The sequence below is a fragment of the Thalassolituus sp. ST750PaO-4 genome (genome assembly GCF_020320405.1).
GTDB lineage: Bacteria > Pseudomonadota > Gammaproteobacteria > Pseudomonadales > Oceanobacteraceae > Venatoribacter > Venatoribacter alkanivorans.
In genome coordinates, this window is record NZ_JABVCB010000008.1 from 101,518 (window position 1) to 120,322 (window position 18,805).

Genomic DNA, 18,805 nt, shown 5'->3' on the forward strand with positions numbered 1-18,805 from the left:
GTCCCTCTCCCACCTGAGTGTCCGAAGTATAGACGTGGATTGGCGTCAGGGCGGATCAGAGGCCGGGCAGGTCAGGGCCGGAACAGATTACAGAGAGTAGCGCTGGTGGCAGTAGGCTACGCCAGAGACGATGGGGTAATCCTGGCAGTAGCGCAGGTTGCAATGAAACTCTTCGAGGCGCGCCTCTGCGGGCAACAGCACTTCGGGCTCGCCAACATAGCCTGCGCTGCAGAGTTCGGTCGCGCGGCGGCGCCAGTGTTGTTTAAACGTCGTGATGGTGTCGTCGTAATTCAGAATAAACTGATAACCGCCGATCTGGCGCACTTCAATCACATAGACGCCAGGAGCAATTTCTTTATCCAGATAACCATTCTGCTGTTCCACACCATCGTTCAGTACCGGCTTATAAGCGACAGGACTGCAGGCAGCCAGCAGTGTGGTCAGGCTTAAGGCGATGACTGAGCGCAGGGCTGTGACTGGATGTAAAACGGAGTGGTTCGGCTCGTTCATGCTGGCTGGTCTGTGATTGGCTGATCTGTGGTTGGTGGTCAGGGTGCTTTAGTCTGGTGCTATCCGGCCTGTTGGCCGCAAGGGGAGGAATTCTGCACAGCCTTGCCGCTCACGTCCAGCGGCCCGCGACAAAAGTTCTGCCATAAACGTGCAAAGCTGTGTTGCAGTCGACAGAATAACAGTGGCAGTGGCCCTGCTGGCCGGGAGGGATCACCGCCAGCACCTGATGTGCGCTGGCGATATGTTGAGGGGAGGTCGTCAGTTGCTGGTTATTAGTCGCTGGCAGCGGCTATTCGCTGGTAATAGGAGCGAAGACTGCGCGCGTGAGCTTAGCCAGATCTTCCGGAGCCAGTTCAATTTCCAGACCACGACGACCGGCGCTGACGTTGAGCGCTGTTAAGGCTTCTGCGCTGCTGTCGATCACTGTTGGCAGGGCTTTCTTCTGACCGATAGGGCTGATGCCACCGACAATATAGCCGGTGGTGCGTTCGGCCAGTTTAGGGTCGGCCATTTCGGCTTTTTTGGCGCCCAGTGCTTTGGCAATGGCTTTCAGGCTGAGCATATGGGTTACCGGCAGCACCGCGACGGCCAGCGTACTTTTATGACCGGTTAAGCTGACCAGCAGGGTTTTGAATACCAGTGAAGGATCAAGCCCCAGCGCTTCGGCGGCTTCTTCGCCGTAGGATTCGGCCGCGGGGTCGTGCTGATATTCATGCACATTAAAAGTAATACCGGCTTTTTTGGCGCAATTAATCGCGGGTGTCATCAGCAAGCCTCCGGGCTGATCAGCTGAAAACGAGGCTGGAGTACGCCGTTGTGCTCTATGTTTTCAACAAACATCGCATACGGCCGCACCCAGCTGGAAAAATCGCCATACAGCGTTTTGTACAGCACCAGCCACTCTTCATTTTCACTGTGGCGCACCAGTCCCAGCACCTGATAATCGTTACCTTTGTAATGGCGGTAAATTCCCGGAGTAATCTGCGGGGCTGCGGCTTGTGCGCTCATTGGTATCCCTTGTAAATAATTATTTCAGTTCAAAGCGTACGCCGGCACTGGCGTTAATGCTTTGCTTCTGGATCAGCATCGGAGCAGGCGCTGAATCCGATTTAGCCATACTCATAGCGCGCATTTCAAACATTGGCTGGCCACCGCCACCCTGTTCTTCGATGTGCAGGACTTTACCCAGTTTATTATCCAGAGCTTTGGCCATGCTGCTGGCTTTATTGCGGGCGTTGGTCAGTGCCAGCGTCATCGCCTGCTGTTCCAGAGCGGCGCGGTCGTTAAAGCGCAGTTCGGTGTTATGGAGCTTTACCAGCGAATTCTGCAGCAACTCATGTACCAGTACACCGTATTGCTCCATATCACGCAGCGTCAGGCTGACATTACGGCTGACCTGTTCACCTTTATATTCACGCTTATTCCGGCCAACGCTGTAGTCGTACTCAAATACCGGCTGGTTGCTGATGTGTGCGGCGTCGATATCCTCTTTTTTAATACCGAGCTTTTTGCTGATGGCGAGTACATTGTTCATCGCCGTATCTACTTTGGCCTTGGCCGCTTTAGCAGTCGGCTGGGTGTCACTGACGGTCAGATTAAGCTGCAGATAATCGGGGTAAGCTGCCACTTCGCCCTGACCGGTAACATCGATATAGCGGTCGTCACCGGCAAGTGCAGGCTGAGCGCTGAATAAAGCACAGACAGAAAACAGTAAAGCGGCAGAAGCGGTGTTCAGTTTCATGGTTATTTCCTGAAGGACGGTTTATTAGGCGTATTCGATACAGCATATTGCCAGCGGTTCGGTAGATGGCGGGTCTTTGCCTGATCTTTACGCCGCAGTGTTACAGGATAAGGTACAGGGGAAACATTATGACTTGTTTTCCTGGCCGGCATTAAAGGCTGCTAATTGTTCGGCTGTCGCTTCCTGCTGGTACTTTTCTTTCCACTCGCTGTAAGGCATGCCATAAATTTTTTCCCGGGCGGCGTCATAATCCATCTCTGCTCCCTGCTCCTCCGCGGCACTGACGGTCCATTTGGCGAGACAGTTACGGCAAAAACCGGCGAGGTTCATTAAGTCGATATTCTGTACATCCTTACGCTCGTCCAGATGCTTAAGCAGGCGGCGCAGCACGGCAGCTTCAATGGCGGTTTGCTGGTCGGGTGTCATAAATGTCTCCATAACGATGGCAAAGCACTCAGTGTAAACGATGTCGCAGGCTTGTTGCGTTGTTTATTACGTAATATAGTGAACCACCTTTTTTAACCGTCAGGAGAATATTTGATGATTGTCGTAACTTCTGACCGGGCCTGTATTGCAGCTTAATCCGCACAATCTGATGCTTCGCATCAACGCTGTTTTCTGCTTTCCCCGCCCGGTTTACTGAACTTTTAAACCGGGGCAAAAATGCCCCCCTGTATTTTTTACATGCTTCTCTGCAAGGCTTTATGCTGCCTGTTATCCGGCGCAGACCTGCAGAGCATGATGACGCCTGGCGTCAGGGGTTCATATGACATCTCAACCTTCTCTTGCCGGTCTTGGCTGGCAGGCATTTTTTCAACAACAACTCAGCCTCGAAGAATGGCAGCATGGCCATCCAGTGCGGGTGCTGGAGCAACATAAAACATTGCTGGAAGTCAGTGGCGGGCAGGGCATTGTTCGTCTGCCTTTTACACCCGCGGCGTTCAGTCAGCATGGCGCTGTGTGTGTCGGTGACTGGTTGCTGCTGGATAACAGTGAGCAACCACAGATTATCCGCCGGCTTGAACGGCTCAGTTGTTTTCAGCGCCGTGCAGCAGGCATTAAAGCCGGAATGCAGTTAATTGCCGCTAATGTGGATACGGCGTTTATCGTCTGCTCATTAAATGATGATTTTAATCTGAACCGTATTGAACGTTACCTCAGCATTGTCCACGAAAGTGGTGCGGAAGCCGTGGTGGTGCTCAGCAAGGCAGACCTGTGTGAACAGGCAGAAGACTATCGTCAGCAGGTACAAAAGCTTGACCCTCTGCTGGCGGTGGTCAGTGTCAGTGCGTTTGCGCAGGACAGTATTCAGCAATTAATGCCCTGGTGTGGTTGTGGTAAAACCGTTGCCTTACTGGGTTCATCCGGTGCCGGTAAATCGACCCTCAGTAATCAGTTATTGGGGCAGGAGATACAGGCTACTGCGGCTATCCGCGAGGACGACAGTAAGGGCCGCCATACCACGACCCGGCGTTCATTACTGAGTATGGCGGGTGGGGCGATGATTCTGGATACACCGGGCATGCGTGAGTTGCAGCTGGCTGATTGCGCCGATGGTCTGGCACAGACCTTCGCAGATATTGAAGAGCTGGCCGGACAATGCCGTTTTGCCGATTGTGGACACAGCAATGAACCCGGTTGTGCGGTACGTCAGGCGCTGCACAACGGCGTACTGGATGAGCGGCGTTTACGCCATTATGAAAAACTGCAGCGTGAGCAGCAGCTGAACAGCGCAACCCTGGCACAACGCCGTGCCGGTGAGCGGGAAATTGGTAAGCTGCATAAGCGCATTCTTAATGAGCGTAAACGGCAGAAACGTCCAGATCAGTAATGGTTCGTTCATAATAAAAGCCCGGATTTTTCCGGGCTTTTTACTATGTAGCAACACTCTGAAATTACAGTTCGGTCGCATTGTTATACATTGCGATTATGGTCCGGCTGGCGACTGAGTGGTCAAGATGGCGACTTTTTATTGCCAGATACTCGGGGTCAGCAAAAAAAGCTTCCATAGTTTTCTGGTCGGGAAATTCAATGGTAAAAACCCGGTTGATATTATCGGCTGTTTTCGTTTTCAGCACTTCAGCGATACGGAAATCGTAACCAAAAGATCCGCCGTAGGCCGTCAGGATCGGCAGCATGGCATCGCGGTATTGCTGATAGCCCACGTCGTCAGTAACGTGAAGTCCCATTACGCGTTCATAACCCATAAAAATTCCCTTTCGTTCTTATCAGGATCAGAAATGTTGAAAACCGGCGTGCTCCGGCAGCGTTAATATATGATCATTTTCCTGCACCAGTACATCCTCTCCGTTATGGGTAATGACTTTACCTATACGGGCAATACCGGAAAACTCATCACGTAACGCTTCCGCTTCTTTACGCCGCTCCGCCGGTATGGTGAATAACAACTGGTAATCATCGCCACCGGTAATGCACTGCAGCCAGCGGCTGTCAGTGCGTTCGGCAATGGTCGGAATGGCAGCGGCATCTAATTCCAGGGTGACGCCGGAGGCGCGGGCAATATGCCCGGCGTCTTGTAATAAACCGTCGGAAATATCCATGCAGCTGCTGGCCAGGTCACGCAGTTTAATCCCCAGCGGCGTCTGCACCTGCGGAAAATAATAATGCCGTGCCAGACCGCTGAATTGCGCCGGATTTTCCAACACCTGTGGCAGGGCCAGAGCGGCACGGCCGATGGTATCGGACACCCAGACATCATCGCCTGCCTGTGCACTTGCGCGTGTAAGTGCGGCACCTGCCGGCGCCCAGCCCTGAACCTGAATGGTAATAACAAGACAGGGGCCGGAGGTGGTGTCGCCACCGAGTAAATCGAGATCCAGTACGTGGGCAGCATCGCGCAAACCGCTGGCAAAATCAGCCAGCCATTTATGCTCTGCATTAGGTAAGGTGAGCGCCAGATGAAATCCCTGCGGCTCAGCGCCCATGGCAGCCAGATCGGAGGCGGCACAACGCAGCGCGCGCTGGGCAATTAAATGGGCAGGAGCGGTCGCCGGAAAGTGCACATCGGCCACCTGGGTGTCGATGCTTTGCAGCAGGTCACAACCGGCGGGCGGCATAACGATGGAGGCATCGTCACCCACGCCCAGACGGGTGTATTGATTACGCGGAAAACCGGAGGCAAAAAATTCGCGGATAAGTGCGAATTCACCGGAGCCAGTTGCTTTGCTCATGGCAGCCTCCGTTTAACGATCAGTCGCGGGCAGCGCGTGGTCCGCGGATTTCAACGCTGCGTTCACGCTGGGCCAGTTTATCCAGAACACCGTTGATAAACTTATGACCGTCGGTAGCACCGAAGGTTTTGGCCAGCTCAATCGCTTCGTTAATCACGACTTTATAAGGCACGTCGATGCGGCGCAGCATTTCGAAAGCACCAAGGCGCACAATCGCCAGTTCGACCGGTGTCATTTCGTCCATGCGGCGGTCGAGCAGCGGTGCTACTTTTTCGTCGAGCAGGGTTTTCTCGCGGGGCACTCCGTGCAGAATGTCGTGGAAATATTCCAGATCCACCTTGCTCATGTCGTTATCGGTGCGGAATTCGGCCTCAATCTGAGACAGATCCGCGCCTGCCAGTTGCCACTGGTACAGAGCCTGAACAGCGTAATGGCGAGCCTTGCGACGGGCTGCCGGGCTGGCTTTCTGATTGCCGGAAGTGCGGGACATGAAAATCAGGCCTCCATGGCTTTCAGCAGGGCAACCATTTCGAAGGCAGACATGGCTGCTTCTTCGCCCTTGTTACCGGCTTTGGTACCGGAACGTTCGATCGCCTGTTCGATGGTATCGACGGTCAGTACACCGAAGGAAACCGGAATACCGAATTCCAGAGATACAGAGCTCAGACCTTTCACACATTCACCGGCCACGTATTCGAAATGCGGCGTACCGCCACGGATAACCGCACCCAGTGCGATGATGGCGTCGAATTTATCGGTCGCTGCGGCTTTCTGCACAACCAGTGGAATCTCAAAAGCACCCGGCGCACGGATGATGGTGATGTTTTCTTCGTCCACGCCGTGACGCAGCAGCGAATCCACCGCACCTTCCAGCAGGCTTTCAACAACAAAGGCATTCCAGCGGCCAACTACGATGGCGTATTTGCCGTCGTTCGGGGTCAGGTTCCCCTCAATGGTATTAATGTGTTTCATGGTTTTTATCCATTCATTCGTTAAAAGGGATGTACTCGACAATTTCCAGATCGAAGCCGGAAATGCCGCTGTATTTCATTTCGGAGCTGAGCAGGCGCATTTTCTGCACGCCCAGTTCACGCAGAATCTGTGAGCCGGTACCAATGGTTAAAAAGGCGCCGGAGCTGTCTTTATTCGGGCTGCGCAGCGGACGCGCACGGCCGAAGAAATCATCCAGACTGTCGCTCACGCATTCGCTCTGACCGGCGGACAACAGCACCAGTGCACCTTTGCCTTCTTCGGCAATACGGCTCAGTGCCTGGGTCGATGACCAACTGTCGGATTCCGGTTTGCGCAGACCCAGTACGTCGCGCAGCATATTGTTGGTCTGCACGCGGATCAGGGTGGGCTCATCAGCGCGGATATCGCCCATGGTCAGTGCCAGGTGCGTTTCGTTCTGAATCGTGTCGCGGAAAGTGTGCAGGGTGAATTCACCGAATTCGGTGTGTACGCTGTCACGGCTGATTACTTCCACGGTTTTTTCGTTGGCGATGCGGTAGTGAATCAGATCGGCGATGGTGCCGATTTTCAGGTTATGTTTGGCGGCAAACACTTCCAGATCCGGACGGCGGGCCATGGTGCCGTCGGCATTCATCACTTCGACGATGGCTGCCGCCGGAATCAGGCCCGCGAGACGCGCCAGATCGCAACCGGCTTCGGTATGACCGGCACGGCTTAATACACCGCCGGGACGGGCGCGCAGCGGGAATATATGGCCAGGCTGCACGATATCTTCCGGCTTGGTGTAGGAGTCAACGGCGACACGGATAGTGTGCGCACGGTCAGCCGCGGAAATACCGGTGGTCACACCTTCGGCCGCTTCAATAGAGACGGTAAAAGGCGTGGAAAATTTTGCACCGTTACCGGTTACCATGGCCGGCAGGCCGAGGTAATCACAACGCTCACCGGTTAAGGTCAGGCAGATTAAACCGCGCGCTTCGCTGGCCATAAAGTTGATGATTTCCGGCGTTACTTTTTCGGCGGCAACAATAATGTCGCCTTCGTTTTCGCGGTCTTCATCATCCATCAGGATGACCATTTTTCCCTGGCGGATATCGGCGATAATGTCTTCGATTTTATTCAGTGCCATGTGTTCAGCCTGTTATTTCCAGAATCCGTTTTGCGCCAGAAACGCCTGGCTGATGCCAGTGTCCGGTGCCTGTTCGGCGCTGTTGTCCGGGCGCAGTAACTGCTCCAGATAACGCGCAATAATATCGACTTCCAGGTGTACCTCACTGCCGGGTTGCAGACCGATTAACGTGGTCTGCTGGGCGGTGTGCGGCACGATATTCAGTTCAAAGCCTTCGGCGCTTAACGCGTTGGCGGTGAGGCTGACGCCATCAACCGTGACCGAGCCTTTGGCGGCGATGTATTTACGCAGTGCCGCCGGTGCTTCAATGGTAAAGCGGATCGAGCGTGCATCGGCGCTGCGTTTTTTCACGATGCCGACGCCGTCAACATGGCCGGTAACCAGATGGCCACCCATGCGCGTGGTCGGCAGCATGGCTTTTTCCAGATTGACTTTGGTGCCTGCGCTCCAGCGCTCAATGTGGGTGTGCGCCAGTGATTCGCGCGACACATCGGCAATAAAGCCATTACCGGGCAGGCCAACCACGGTCAGACAGACGCCGTTGGTGGCAATGCTGTCGCCGAGTTTTACATCGGCCAGATCGAGTGTGCCGCTGTTGATCTGCAGCGTCAGGTCGCCCTGTTGGTTTTTAACCGCGGCTACGGTGCCGATGGCTTCAATAATTCCGGTAAACATGGACTTTCCGTCACTCTCTTAATGCGCTGCCGGCTCGCGGCAGGGCTCTGTTATGCGTCTGGTGTCAGCACCAGTTTTAAATCGCCGCCGACCATGCGTACATCCTGCCAGCGCCAGCGCAGCTGCTGCTCCATACGCTCAAGCCCTAAGGATAGCAGTGGTCGCGCCTCACTCCCGAGGATAGTCGGTGCGCAGTAGAGCACCAGCTCGTTGATCAGTCCGGCGGCGGCAAAGGCCCCCGCCAGCTGGGCGCCGCTTTCCAGCAATACTTCGTTGCAGCCACGCTCGCCCAGTTCCGCCAGCAGTGCCGGCAGATCGACTTTATTCGCCATGGTCAGCGGTGCCTGCCAGATGCTGAGTGTGCCCAGCGACTCATCGCGGCGCACCTTACAGCTCGCAGCATTGCTGACAGCCAGCAGGATATCGCCTGGCAGGGAGAATATCTGTTCGTTGCCGCTCAGCCGTTGCTGTCCGTCAATGATCACCCGTAATGGCTGGCGCCACAGGCGCTCTTCCTGTTCGATGCCGGTCTCAGCCGGGCGTACGGTCATCGATGGGTTATCGGTTAATACGGAACCTGCGCCGGTAATCACCGCGCAGCTTTGCGCGCGCAGGCGCTGGACATCGGCACGGGCTGCAGCGCCTGTGATCCACTGGCTTTCACCACTGGCCATGGCGGTGCGGCCATCCAGGCTTTGCGCTAATTTGGCGCGAACCCAGGGCATACCGCTGCGCATACGCTGCATAAAACCTTTGTTCAGGTCGATGGCCTGAGCTTCAAGGCAGGGAGTAATCACCTCGATACCGGCATCGCGCAGCAGGTTGTAGCCGCGTCCGGCAACCAGTGGGTTAGGGTCAGAACAGGCGCCGACTACCCGTGCCACACCGGCCTTAATCAGGCCTTCGGCGCAGGGCGGGGTGCGGCCATGGTGGCTGCAGGGTTCGAGGGTGACGTAGGCGGTGGCACCGCGGGCGTTATCGCCGGCCATGCGCAGGGCATGCACTTCGGCATGGGGCTCGCCGGCCTTCTGATGCCAGCCTTCGCCGACGATTTCGCCGTTATTCACAATCACACAGCCGACGCGCGGATTCGGGCTGGTGGAGTAACGCCCGAGTTCGGCCAGCTGCAGAGCACGGGCCATATAAAATTCGTGGTTCATGCTTCTTCTTCCTTACTGTCAGCGAGAGGGCTTAACGGTGAGGAGATGCGCTCGATTTCGGCGCGGAATTCATCCAGATCCTGGAAGCTGCGGTATACCGAGGCAAAGCGTACATAGGCCACCTGATCGAGCTGACGCAGTTCGGCCATCACGCATTCGCCCAGAATACGGCTGGGGACTTCACGTTCGCCGGTGGCGCGCAGTTTTTGTTTGATACGGACGATGGCGGCTTCAACGTCTTCGACACTGACCGGGCGCTTTTCCAGCGCGCGGTGGATACCGGAACGGAGTTTGTCTTCGTTGAAGGGTTCGCGGGTACCGTCTTGTTTGATGATGCGTGGCATCACCAGTTCGGCACTTTCGAAGGTGGTAAAGCGTTCACCACAGCTGATGCATTCCCGTCGGCGTCGGATTTGCTCACCATCGGCAACCAGGCGTGAATCAATAACTTTGGTTTCCGGGTGAGTACAGAACGGGCAATACATAACTGGTAAAGAGCGACTCAGGTGAGCTTAAAGAGGGCGGATTCTAAAGGATTTGCGCTGGCGGCGCCAGAGGCCGGGCGCTTTCCGGATACACAGACAGCCACCGGGTTAACGGCGGCTGTCTGTGGCAACGCTTAAGGCAGGGCTTAAGCGCGCTGTGGGTTTTTGATCTGATCGGCGAGCATGCCGTCTTTACCCAGCAGTTTCTCGCGCCAGTCGTCCAGCAGCTGCACGGTATCGTGATCATTTGGGTGGAAGCCTGGCTTAAAGAAGTCCAGATACTGCGGCAGCAGTTTCGGGAACAGGCCTTTCGGGCTCCACAGATACCAGAAACCCTTCAGGTTGTTCCAGACATCAAACAGCTTGCGGTCGGCCCAGAGCATACGGATATGGCCGATGCCCACCACGGTAAAGAAGAAGAAGGTAACAATCAGCATGGTCAGTACGCGGGTGAAGTAGCCACCACCAACCAGGTTGTACACATCGTAGGCCACGATTTTGTGTTCGTTTTCTTCCAGCGCGTGCCACATCCACAGCTTCAGGGCTTCCGGGTCCTGAATGTTGGCCTGATGCGATGGGTCACGCAGCAGCTGTTCAGCCAGAATCGCGGTGTAGTGCTCCAGCGCCACGGTAATGGCCAGCTGGATTTTCTTTGGCAGGGTTTTACGCGCAAAGCGCAGCAGAATACCGAGGTCGCGGTCGAGATTGTTGGCCGGGAAACCGTGTTTTTCGGCCAGATCGTTAAAGGCTTTGTGTTCTTTGCTGTGCATTGCTTCCTGACCGATAAAGCCGGATACCTGGGCTTTCAGCAGCGGGTCGGTGATGTCTTTGCGGTAGTTGCGCACAGAGTCAACGAAGAAGGTTTCACCTTCCGGAAACAGGGTCGACAGCGTTGACCAGAAGGTGGTCAGAAACGGGCTGTCTTTGTACCAGTAGCGTTTGGTGTCATCTGCGAATTCGAAGTCCATACGACGTGGCGGGATGTTAGCCTTGGCTCCGGCAGTCTGACGGACAGTGCCAGCATCGGCAGTGCTTGCATGAGTCATAACTGATTCCTTTGATACTTTTATTGTTGTTCGGATGTTCGGGCCTGTCGGCAGGCCCTGATCAATGTCAGCGTATTAAACGCCTGCGGGTCGGAGGGTTGAAGGTAGCAATCGGTCAATATTTAACAGGGGGGGCTGGTGCGGGTCAGACAGGATATTTGGCTGTTCTGGCAGAAAATCACCCTGAGTTGTCCGGGCTGTGGATGAAAGGCGCAGAACGGCTCTTTTCAGCGTTATTTACACCATCTTCTGGTACAGCTGTCTGGATTGTTCCCGGGTTCAAATCAGCCAATGACGGTTTTGACCGAGATACGGCACAAACGCCCCGCCTCCTGTTTTATCAGTTAGCGGCGGAGGTCAGGTCGGGGTGGCTTTGAAACAGGCGTTCCAGATGGACGTCCAGAGCGTCGGTATGGGTCTGGTAGTCTTCGATATGGCCCCAGCTCATAAATATACTGGAGTTAAAGCCCTGACTGATGTCGTTGAAATAGACACAGGTTTTGCCAAACACCGCCACCACCCAGAAACCACAGCCTTCATCGCCCCAGGGATGCTGTTGCCAGAGTTCCGGTAATGGCAGCCGGATCAGTTGCCAGATCTGGTGCAGGGCGGGGTCCATCTGTTGCTCGGCATGACGAAGCATGGCGGCCAGGTGCCGTTCGGTTACCGGAGTCCAGTGCTTGCTCATGATATGGCATCTCTCTGTGGATAACGGATACAGCAAGGTGCTGCCTGCTTATGTAGCACCCTATGACAAAGCTGTGACAGACAGATGACAGTGTTATGTGCTTAATCGGTATCCAGCGGAGGTAACTGCAGCAGGGCATCATTGATTTGCCGGGCCAGCGCCGGTTGCTCCTGCAACAGGGTATAGGCGATATACAGACCGAAAGGCTGTACCAATTCGGGCTGCTCCGTAAACAGCGTGACCGGCAGCCCCTGGCGGCGGATTTCTTCCAGCATCACCCGGCGCGCAACAAAGGCGGCACTGACGCGCCCGTCAGTAAGCAGGCTGATCAGGTCAGCGGCCTGATGCACGGTATGCAGCGGACCGCATCCCTGCTGTTCCAGCCAATACTGGGTGTTGGTATTAATGATGGTCGCTGTCGGGCTTTGGCACAGTCCGGGCTTTTTGCCGGCAAAGTAAAACCAGCTCCAGCGGTTGAACATCAATGGTCCGAAAAAGTGTGCGTGTTCGCTGCGCTTATTGTTTGGCGAGGCGAGAAAAAAACCGTCGACATCACCAGCCTCCAGCTCCGCCAGCGCACGACCGTAATTGGGAACGGGCACAATGCGAAATTCCACTCCGGCGCGGGTCAGCAGCTGTTGCAGGCGGGCAAGCGCTATGCCGTCAGCCTGGCCCTCAGCATTGATGTAGGTATAGGGAGGGAAGTGCGGCATCGCCAGGGTTAACGGACGGGCCTGCGCCGGATGACCACAGAGCAACAGCAGCAACAGGCAGGGGATCAGAGCCGGTAGTGGCATGGCATGGATGTCTCGTAATCTGAATTCGTACTTTAAGCTTAGGTCAGGCTGTTACCCGTGCCGTTTCTGTTGTCGGTAAAGAGCGGTTTTGTTTTATAAAAGTCACATATGGCACCCCGTACTCAGGGCAGAAGAGGCATAACGGCAGAATAAAAAAACCGCCGGGCGCAGGCACCGGGCGGTTTGTTTACAGCGGAAGTATCAGTCGGGGCTTATTTGTACACCGGGAACTGTTCGCACAGGGCAACAACCTTGGCTTTTACTTCGGCTTCAACGGCGTCGGAGTTGCCGTTTTCCAGACCGTTCAGTACATCACAGATCCAGCCAGCCAGTTCCGTTGCCTGAGCTTCTTTGAAGCCGCGGCTGGTGATGGCCGGAGAACCGATACGCAGACCAGAGGTTACGAACGGAGAGCGTGGGTCGTTCGGTACTGAGTTTTTGTTCACAGTGATGTTGGCGCGACCCAGAGCGGCGTCAGCGTCTTTACCTGTGTACTCTTTACCGATCAGGTCAACCAGGAACAGGTGGTCATCGGTGCCACCGGATACCACATTGATACCGCGTTCGATAAAGGTTTTGGCCATGGCCTGAGCGTTCTTAACTACCTGCGCCTGATAGGCTTTGTACTCGTCAGACATCGCTTCTTTGAAGCACACAGCTTTGGCAGCGATAACGTGCATCAGCGGGCCGCCCTGGGATTCAGGGAATACCGCGAAGTTCAGCTTCTTGTTCAGCTCTTCGTCTTCGTTGGCCAGAATCAGACCACCACGCGGACCGCGCAGGGTTTTGTGAGTGGTGGTGGTTACCACGTCGGCAATGCCAACGGGAGACGGGTAAACGCCAGCGGCGATCAGACCGGCAACGTGGGCCATATCAACGAACAGGTAAGCGCCCACTTCGTCGGCGATGGTGCGGAAACGCGCCCAATCAACCACGCGGCTGTAAGCAGAGAAGCCGGCAACGATCATTTTTGGCTTGTGTTCACGCGCCAGACGCTCAACTTCGGCGTAATCGATTTCGCCGGTTTCCGGGTTCAGACCGTACTGAACAGCGTTATAAACGCGGCCCGAGAAAGATACAGATGCACCGTGAGTCAGGTGACCACCGTGTGCCAGGCTCATACCCAGAATGGTATCGCCAGGCTGACACAGGGCGAAGTAAACCGCCGCGTTGGCCTGAGAACCGGAGTGTGGCTGTACGTTAGCGTAGCCTGCACCGAACAGTTCTTTGGCGCGGTCGATGGCCAGTTGTTCGATCACATCAACGTGCTCACAACCACCGTAGTAACGCTTGCCCGGATAACCTTCTGCGTACTTGTTGGTCAGCTGGGAGCCCTGAGCTTCCATTACCCGTGGGCTGGTGTAGTTTTCGGAGGCGATCAGCTCAATGTGATGCTCCTGACGGGCATCTTCGGCTTTCATCGCTGACCACAGTTCCGGGTCAAAATCCGCTATGTTCATATCACGGCTAAACATCAGAGCTTCCTCACACAGGGTGGTAGAAAAGGGGGTTAAAATCAGAAGGGCGGCATTCTAGCGCAAACTGCGCCGTCTGGCACTTGAGAAGGTGTCATTATCGGCGTGAACTGCGCTCATCTGAGGAAGGAAAAATGTGACCATATGGTCAGAAAAACGCGCTAACAACGCGCTAACAACGCGGTTACAACAACTTATTACATCGTTTAACGGAAAAGCTTCGCGGCTGCTCCATACTCAAGGCTTCACTGATCATGGTACATCTCTGATGCGTGCTGGTTTCCCCCTGATTCTGCTTTGTTGGCTGCTGAGCGCCTGCTCCGGTCCCGGTAATGAATACGCCGGCGAACTGGTCAGCGACAGCAATCCACAGAACAATACCCCGGATAAAACTCCGACAGATGGTAATGGGGCTGCGGCCTGTGCGGCTGAGCTGGAACGTTTCAATGCTGAATTATGGGCGCCCGTACTGGCGCCATCCTGTATGCAGTGCCACCAGACTGGTGGCATTGCGGCAGAGTCCGGACTGGTGCTGAAGCCCGCCTCCGTGAGCTCTTATCTGGCTGATAATCTCAGCGCAGTAAATACTTACATCGCCTCTGAGTCTGGTCTGGCCAATATAGAAGCCAAGCCACTGGCGCAGGTCGTGCACGGTGGCGGGCGTGTGTTTGCTGCGGGGTCGGCCGCTCATCAGGCGCTGCAGGGCTGGCTGGCCGGCCCGGTTGCCAGCTGCAGTGACGGTGATGGCAGCGATGGCAGTGTCAGTCTGTCGGCGTTCTGGGACGAGGCCGTCTTGCTGGATAACAACGCCACACTGCGTAAGGCGGCACTGCTGTTTGCCGGACGCCTGCCAACAGCCGCAGAGCAGGCTTCGATTGCTGATGGTACCGAAGTCAGCCTGCGCAATGCGATCCGCTACTTAATGAGCGGTGAGCACTTCAGTAATTTCCTGATGGAAAGCGCGAATGACCGCTTACTCACCAATAAATTCGCCAACAACCGCACGCCGGGGCTGGATCTGCTGTATGAAGGCGGACGCTTCACCTATATCGAATCCCGTCTGGCACCGCTGCAGCAGGCGATCAACGATGCCACCACTGATGAACAGCGTCAGGCCGCCAATGAAGCCTTTGGTTTTGCCTGGGCCAATACCAACAGGGCCGTGGCCACCGCACCGCTACAGCTGATTAATTATGTCGTCACCCACGACCGCCCCTACAGCGAAGTGCTGACCGCCACCTATCTGATGGTGAACCCATTTTCCAACGACGTGTATCACACCGGTATCAGTTTCCCGGATGCCAATGATCCGGACGACTGGCGCCCGGCACAGATTATCGATGGCTATGCCGGTGGGCCATTGCCCCAGGCCGGTCTGCTCAGCTCACAGATGTTTCTGGCGCGTTATCCCTCAACCGATACCAACCGCAACCGCGCGCGGGCGCGTTGGGCGTATTACTTTTTCCTGAATGTGGATATCGAAGGGCTGGCGCTGCGCTCTATGGACCCGGCTGATCTGGCGGATACCAACAACCCGACGCTGAATAACCCATCCTGCGCGGTCTGCCACGAAATGATGGACCCGGTGGCCGGAGCCTTTCAGAACTATGGCGACAACGGCCATTACCGTGATGCCTGGGATGGTGATGACTCACTGCCGGACACCTACAAAGCCGGCAGTCTCTATCAGCAGGGTGATCTCTGGTACCGCGATATGCGCGCACCGGGCTTTGCCGGGCAGACACTGCCGACAGCCAGTAACGACAACAGCCTGCAGTGGCTGGCGCAGCAGATGGTGGCCGATGAGCGCTTTGCTTCAGGTACGGTCGCCTTCTGGTGGCCGGCGGTCTTTGGGCGTGAGTTGTTGCCGCAACCAACCGAACCGAGCGACGTTGATTACGCCGACAAGCTGGCCCGTTACAGCGAACAGCAGCGCATGCTTGGTGAACTGGCGACTGCCTTCCGCAGCGGCGGCTATCAGCTGAAAGATCTGCTGGCCGATATGGCAATGAGCCCGGTGTTCCGCGCCTCGCATGCACCGGCAACGGCGTATTACGGTGATATGGGCGCCGGTCAGTTGCTCAGTGCTGAGCAGCTGAGCCGTAAGATTCAGGCGGTGAGTGGTGGCCTCTGGCATCACACCTGGGATGAAAACTATGACCTGCTGGCGCGGGATTATTATGGCCTGTATGGCGGCATCGACAGCGATACCGTGGTGCAGCGCGGGCAAAGCCTGAACACCCTGATGTATGCCGTGGCCGGTCGTATGTCGCAGGAAATGGTGTGCCAGCGGGTGGTGGCCGAATTTGAATTACCTAAAGCACAGCGCACACTGTTTACGCTGGTGGAGATGACCGATACCCCGGCCAACGCTCCGGCACAGGTACAGGCGCAGGTTAACCGGCTGATTGAGGTGATCTGGGGCGATCCGCTGACCGATCTGGCGGTGGAGCAGAACAGTACCTACAACCTGTTTAACGAAGTCTGGAGCGAGCGGGTGGCCAATGCGCCCAGCGACTGGCTTTACCACAACGACACCAGCGATGATCAGCAGGACGAGTTCTGTCTGCTCGACTGGGACAACGATGCGGCCCTGAAACAGGACCCGAACCACACCCTGCGCAGCTGGATGGCTGTGCTGACGTATCTGCTCAGTGATTTCAGGATGCTTTATGAATAATGGGATGAATCGCCGCCGTTTCCTGCAGTTGCTGGTTGCTTCCGGTCTGGCTGCCGGTCTTCCGGTGTCACTGCGCGCGCGTGCGGCAGAGGGTAATTTCACGCCTTACAGCGGCCCGTTTTTTGTCAGTATCGAGGCTGGCGGCGGCTGGGATGTCACCAGTTTCTGCGATCCGAAAGCCAATCCGGCGATCAATCACTGGGCCAGTACTCAGGGCGTGCAAACCATCAGCGGCAGCTCTGTTACCTATGCGCCCTTTGCCCACAATCAGCGCTTCTTCAGCAACCTGCATCCCCACATGCTGGTGGTCAACGGTATTGATGCCCAGACCAACGCGCATCAGGCCGGCCAGCGTTACAACTGGAGTGGCCGGCTGGCGGAAGGTTATCCGTCGTTTGCGGCGCTGGCAGCGGCGGTGTATGGCGCCGGACTGCCGCTGGCATATCTCAGTAATGGCGGTTACAACCAGACGGCAGGCATTATTAATTACACCCTGATGCAGGACCCCGGTGCGCTTAATAAGCTGGTGTATCAGGATCAGTTTCTCGACGGCGGCAGCGGTTGGGATGCGGCAAAGTATTTTCATCGTCAGAGCACACGCGACATCATCAACCGCCACCGTGCGGAACGTCTGGCGCGGTTGCAGGCCGCACAGCCGCATATGGCGTCGCGAATGCAGGCGGCGCTGAATCAGTTTGCGGCGGCCAAAGATGGCCAGCAATTGCTGGAGTTGCTGGCGCAGTACGTGCCCCAGACGCTGGTCGATTACACCGATGCCGATGGTTACTGGAACCCCTTGTTACGCCAGGCGCAGATTGCACTGGCGGCGTATCAGTCGGGGTTATGTGTCAGCACCGATCTGGTGGCCTGGGGGTTTGATACTCACGCTAATCACGATGCTGATCATGCGGCGGCACTGATGCGTCTGCAGAATGGTGTGGAATACCTCTGGGCGGAAGCCGGGCGGCTGGGTATCGACGATAAGCTGGTGGTGATGATCAGCTCTGACTTTGCCCGTACACCGGGCTATAACGACGGTAATGGTAAAGACCACTGGCCAATCGGCAGCACGATTTTTATGAGTAAGAATGCCAGCTGGGCAAACCGCAGTGTCGGCTTAACCACTGCCACGCATGAAGCTCAGACCGTTAATGCCCAAACACTGGCTCCGGACAGCAACGGCATTTTGCTGCAGCCCAAGCATATACAGCAGGCAATGCGCGAGCTGGCGGGAATTGCCGGGCACGAGCTGAGCCAGCGTTTTCCGCTGAATGCGGAGTCGGTCAATCTGTTTGGTCTGCTCTGACGACGGCAGGTTTAACCGACAGCTGGCCAGGGGGCGGCTGCCTCGCAGCAGTTACGACCGTGGGCTTTGGCGCGGTATAAGGCTTCGTCGGCGCGGCTCAGTAAGGTCTGAACCGAATCACCGCTACCTTCAAACTGACTGATACCAGCCGAGACTGTGATGCGCAGCTGCTGCTCTTCCGGCATGGTGTAAATGCTTTGCCGGGTTAGCTGTTCGCGCAGGCGGTTACCCAGATTCATGGCGTCGGGCAGGCGGGTTTCCGGCAGCAGAACTACAAACTCCTCACCGCCCAGCCGGGCAAAAAAGTCGATTTTACGCAGGCCGCTTTCATAGAAACGGGCAAAAAACTGCAGCACCTGATCGCCGGCGTGATGGCCAAACTGGTCGTTTACCTGTTTGAAGTAGTCAATGTCGAGCAACATCAGGCACAGCGGATGCTGATAGCGCTGGGCGCGCGCCAGTTCTTCTCCGGCGCGGGCAAAAAAGTGGCGACGGTTGGCGACGCTGGTCAGCACATCGGTATTGGCGACGTCGTTGAGTTCTTCCAGTGCGGTGCGCAGGCGCGCTTCGGTATCTTTCAGCTCGGTGATATTGGTGCCGATAAGGACCAGATGATCATCGATGGTGACCTGGGTAATTTTCAGCCACTCACCATTGAACAGGTCGGATTCAAAAGTGCGAACCGGGTCCAGACGCTGGCGGCTTTCCACATCGCTGATCCACTGTTCGAAGTCTTCGCTGTCTGTACGGACGCCAAGGCCGTTGTTGTAGGCATTACGCATCAGCTCCCGGTGCGTCAGTCCCGTGGCCTGCTGACGGCTGAGACCGAACACATTAGCCATATTGGCGTTGCAGTAGAGCAGTTGATTGTTGCTGTCGAAGACACCAAAAGCGTTGGGTGTTTCATCCAGCAGGCGGTAAAGAAGGTCGTTGATCTGGCTGTTCATAGA

The 18,805-nt window shown here is 56.0% G+C and carries 21 protein-coding genes; 3 read left to right on the plus strand and 18 right to left on the minus strand.

Annotated elements, in window-relative coordinates; translation table 11 throughout:
• Positions 1 to 87: 87 nt before the first annotated feature.
• The 5 genes from HUF18_RS09885 to HUF18_RS09905 all read right to left on the minus strand — a co-directional run bounded on the left by HUF18_RS09885 (position 88) and on the right by HUF18_RS09905 (position 2,677).
• The gene (locus tag HUF18_RS09885; protein ID WP_225692082.1) at positions 88 to 510 is read right to left on the minus strand and encodes a hypothetical protein; all 423 of its coding nucleotides are present in this window, start codon (positions 508 to 510) and stop codon (positions 88 to 90) included.
• A 289-nt stretch (positions 511 to 799) separates the two neighbouring features.
• Entirely contained in the window at positions 800 to 1,276 is a 477-nt protein-coding gene (gene ybaK, locus HUF18_RS09890) for a Cys-tRNA(Pro) deacylase (RefSeq protein ID WP_225692083.1), read from the minus strand.
• On the minus strand, positions 1,276 to 1,518 hold the full coding sequence (locus HUF18_RS09895) for a DUF1653 domain-containing protein (protein ID WP_145469919.1): 243 nt from the start codon (positions 1,516 to 1,518) through the stop codon (positions 1,276 to 1,278). Before HUF18_RS09895 ends, ybaK begins: the two co-directional genes overlap by 1 nt.
• Positions 1,519 to 1,537: 19 nt before the next feature.
• Positions 1,538 to 2,251 carry an SIMPL domain-containing protein gene (locus HUF18_RS09900; protein WP_225692084.1) on the minus strand — a complete coding sequence of 238 codons (714 nt, stop codon included), beginning with the start codon at positions 2,249 to 2,251 and terminating at the stop codon, positions 1,538 to 1,540.
• A gap of 126 nt (positions 2,252 to 2,377) precedes the next feature.
• The gene (locus HUF18_RS09905; protein ID WP_225692085.1) at positions 2,378 to 2,677 is read right to left on the minus strand and encodes a DUF1244 domain-containing protein; all 300 of its coding nucleotides are present in this window, start codon (positions 2,675 to 2,677) and stop codon (positions 2,378 to 2,380) included.
• Positions 2,678 to 3,017: 340 nt separating this feature from the next.
• On the opposite strand from HUF18_RS09905, the gene rsgA reads away from it, so the two are divergent.
• On the plus strand, positions 3,018 to 4,082 hold the full coding sequence (gene rsgA / locus HUF18_RS09910; RefSeq protein ID WP_225692086.1) for a ribosome small subunit-dependent GTPase A: 1,065 nt from the start codon (positions 3,018 to 3,020) through the stop codon (positions 4,080 to 4,082).
• Positions 4,083 to 4,146: 64 nt separating this feature from the next.
• Here the strand turns inward: rsgA and HUF18_RS09915 are convergent, their stop codons facing one another.
• The 12 genes from HUF18_RS09915 to glyA form a co-directional block, all read right to left on the minus strand.
• Positions 4,147 to 4,458, minus strand: coding sequence for a DUF1330 domain-containing protein (locus HUF18_RS09915; protein WP_225692087.1), 312 nt, complete (start codon positions 4,456 to 4,458; stop codon positions 4,147 to 4,149).
• 27 nt (positions 4,459 to 4,485) lie between these two features.
• Complete coding sequence (thiL, locus tag HUF18_RS09920; RefSeq protein WP_225692088.1) at positions 4,486 to 5,442, minus strand: thiamine-phosphate kinase; 957 nt, start codon at positions 5,440 to 5,442, stop codon at positions 4,486 to 4,488.
• Between the two features lie 19 nt (positions 5,443 to 5,461).
• Positions 5,462 to 5,932, minus strand: a complete 471-nt coding sequence (gene nusB / locus HUF18_RS09925; RefSeq protein ID WP_145469913.1) for a transcription antitermination factor NusB — start codon at positions 5,930 to 5,932, stop codon at positions 5,462 to 5,464.
• 5 nt (positions 5,933 to 5,937) lie between these two features.
• A complete protein-coding gene (ribH, locus tag HUF18_RS09930) occupies positions 5,938 to 6,414 on the minus strand; it encodes a 6,7-dimethyl-8-ribityllumazine synthase (RefSeq protein WP_225692089.1) in 477 nt (158 codons plus the stop codon).
• A gap of 13 nt (positions 6,415 to 6,427) precedes the next feature.
• Complete coding sequence (gene ribBA / locus HUF18_RS09935) at positions 6,428 to 7,543, minus strand: bifunctional 3,4-dihydroxy-2-butanone-4-phosphate synthase/GTP cyclohydrolase II (protein WP_145469911.1); 1,116 nt, start codon at positions 7,541 to 7,543, stop codon at positions 6,428 to 6,430.
• A 12-nt stretch (positions 7,544 to 7,555) separates the two neighbouring features.
• Positions 7,556 to 8,218 carry a riboflavin synthase gene (locus HUF18_RS09940; RefSeq protein WP_225692090.1) on the minus strand — a complete coding sequence of 221 codons (663 nt, stop codon included), beginning with the start codon at positions 8,216 to 8,218 and terminating at the stop codon, positions 7,556 to 7,558.
• Between the two features lie 50 nt (positions 8,219 to 8,268).
• Complete coding sequence (ribD, locus tag HUF18_RS09945) at positions 8,269 to 9,378, minus strand: bifunctional diaminohydroxyphosphoribosylaminopyrimidine deaminase/5-amino-6-(5-phosphoribosylamino)uracil reductase RibD (protein WP_225692091.1); 1,110 nt, start codon at positions 9,376 to 9,378, stop codon at positions 8,269 to 8,271.
• Entirely contained in the window at positions 9,375 to 9,863 is a 489-nt protein-coding gene (nrdR, locus tag HUF18_RS09950; protein ID WP_145469908.1) for a transcriptional regulator NrdR, read from the minus strand. Before nrdR ends, ribD begins: the two co-directional genes overlap by 4 nt.
• Positions 9,864 to 10,009: 146 nt before the next feature.
• Positions 10,010 to 10,909, minus strand: coding sequence for a metal-dependent hydrolase (locus tag HUF18_RS09955; protein WP_145469907.1), 900 nt, complete (start codon positions 10,907 to 10,909; stop codon positions 10,010 to 10,012).
• 340 nt (positions 10,910 to 11,249) lie between these two features.
• On the minus strand, positions 11,250 to 11,597 hold the full coding sequence (locus tag HUF18_RS09960; protein WP_145469905.1) for a hypothetical protein: 348 nt from the start codon (positions 11,595 to 11,597) through the stop codon (positions 11,250 to 11,252).
• 101 nt (positions 11,598 to 11,698) lie between these two features.
• Positions 11,699 to 12,394, minus strand: coding sequence for a substrate-binding periplasmic protein (locus HUF18_RS09965; protein ID WP_225692092.1), 696 nt, complete (start codon positions 12,392 to 12,394; stop codon positions 11,699 to 11,701).
• Positions 12,395 to 12,606: 212 nt separating this feature from the next.
• Positions 12,607 to 13,869: a serine hydroxymethyltransferase gene (gene glyA / locus HUF18_RS09970; protein WP_145469903.1), complete on the minus strand. Its 1,263-nt coding sequence runs from the start codon at positions 13,867 to 13,869 to the stop codon at positions 12,607 to 12,609.
• A gap of 268 nt (positions 13,870 to 14,137) precedes the next feature.
• Here glyA and HUF18_RS09975 point away from each other — a divergent pair, with 268 nt between their 5' ends.
• Together HUF18_RS09975 and HUF18_RS09980 are read left to right on the plus strand one after the other, a co-directional pair.
• The gene (locus tag HUF18_RS09975) at positions 14,138 to 16,549 is read left to right on the plus strand and encodes a DUF1588 domain-containing protein (RefSeq protein ID WP_225692093.1); all 2,412 of its coding nucleotides are present in this window, start codon (positions 14,138 to 14,140) and stop codon (positions 16,547 to 16,549) included.
• Complete coding sequence (locus HUF18_RS09980; RefSeq protein WP_225692094.1) at positions 16,542 to 17,855, plus strand: DUF1501 domain-containing protein; 1,314 nt, start codon at positions 16,542 to 16,544, stop codon at positions 17,853 to 17,855. Before HUF18_RS09975 ends, HUF18_RS09980 begins: the two co-directional genes overlap by 8 nt.
• 11 nt (positions 17,856 to 17,866) lie before the next feature.
• Here the strand turns inward: HUF18_RS09980 and HUF18_RS09985 are convergent, their stop codons facing one another.
• The gene (locus tag HUF18_RS09985) at positions 17,867 to 18,802 is read right to left on the minus strand and encodes a sensor domain-containing diguanylate cyclase (RefSeq protein WP_145469900.1); all 936 of its coding nucleotides are present in this window, start codon (positions 18,800 to 18,802) and stop codon (positions 17,867 to 17,869) included.
• Between the last annotated feature and the right edge of the window lie 3 nt (positions 18,803 to 18,805).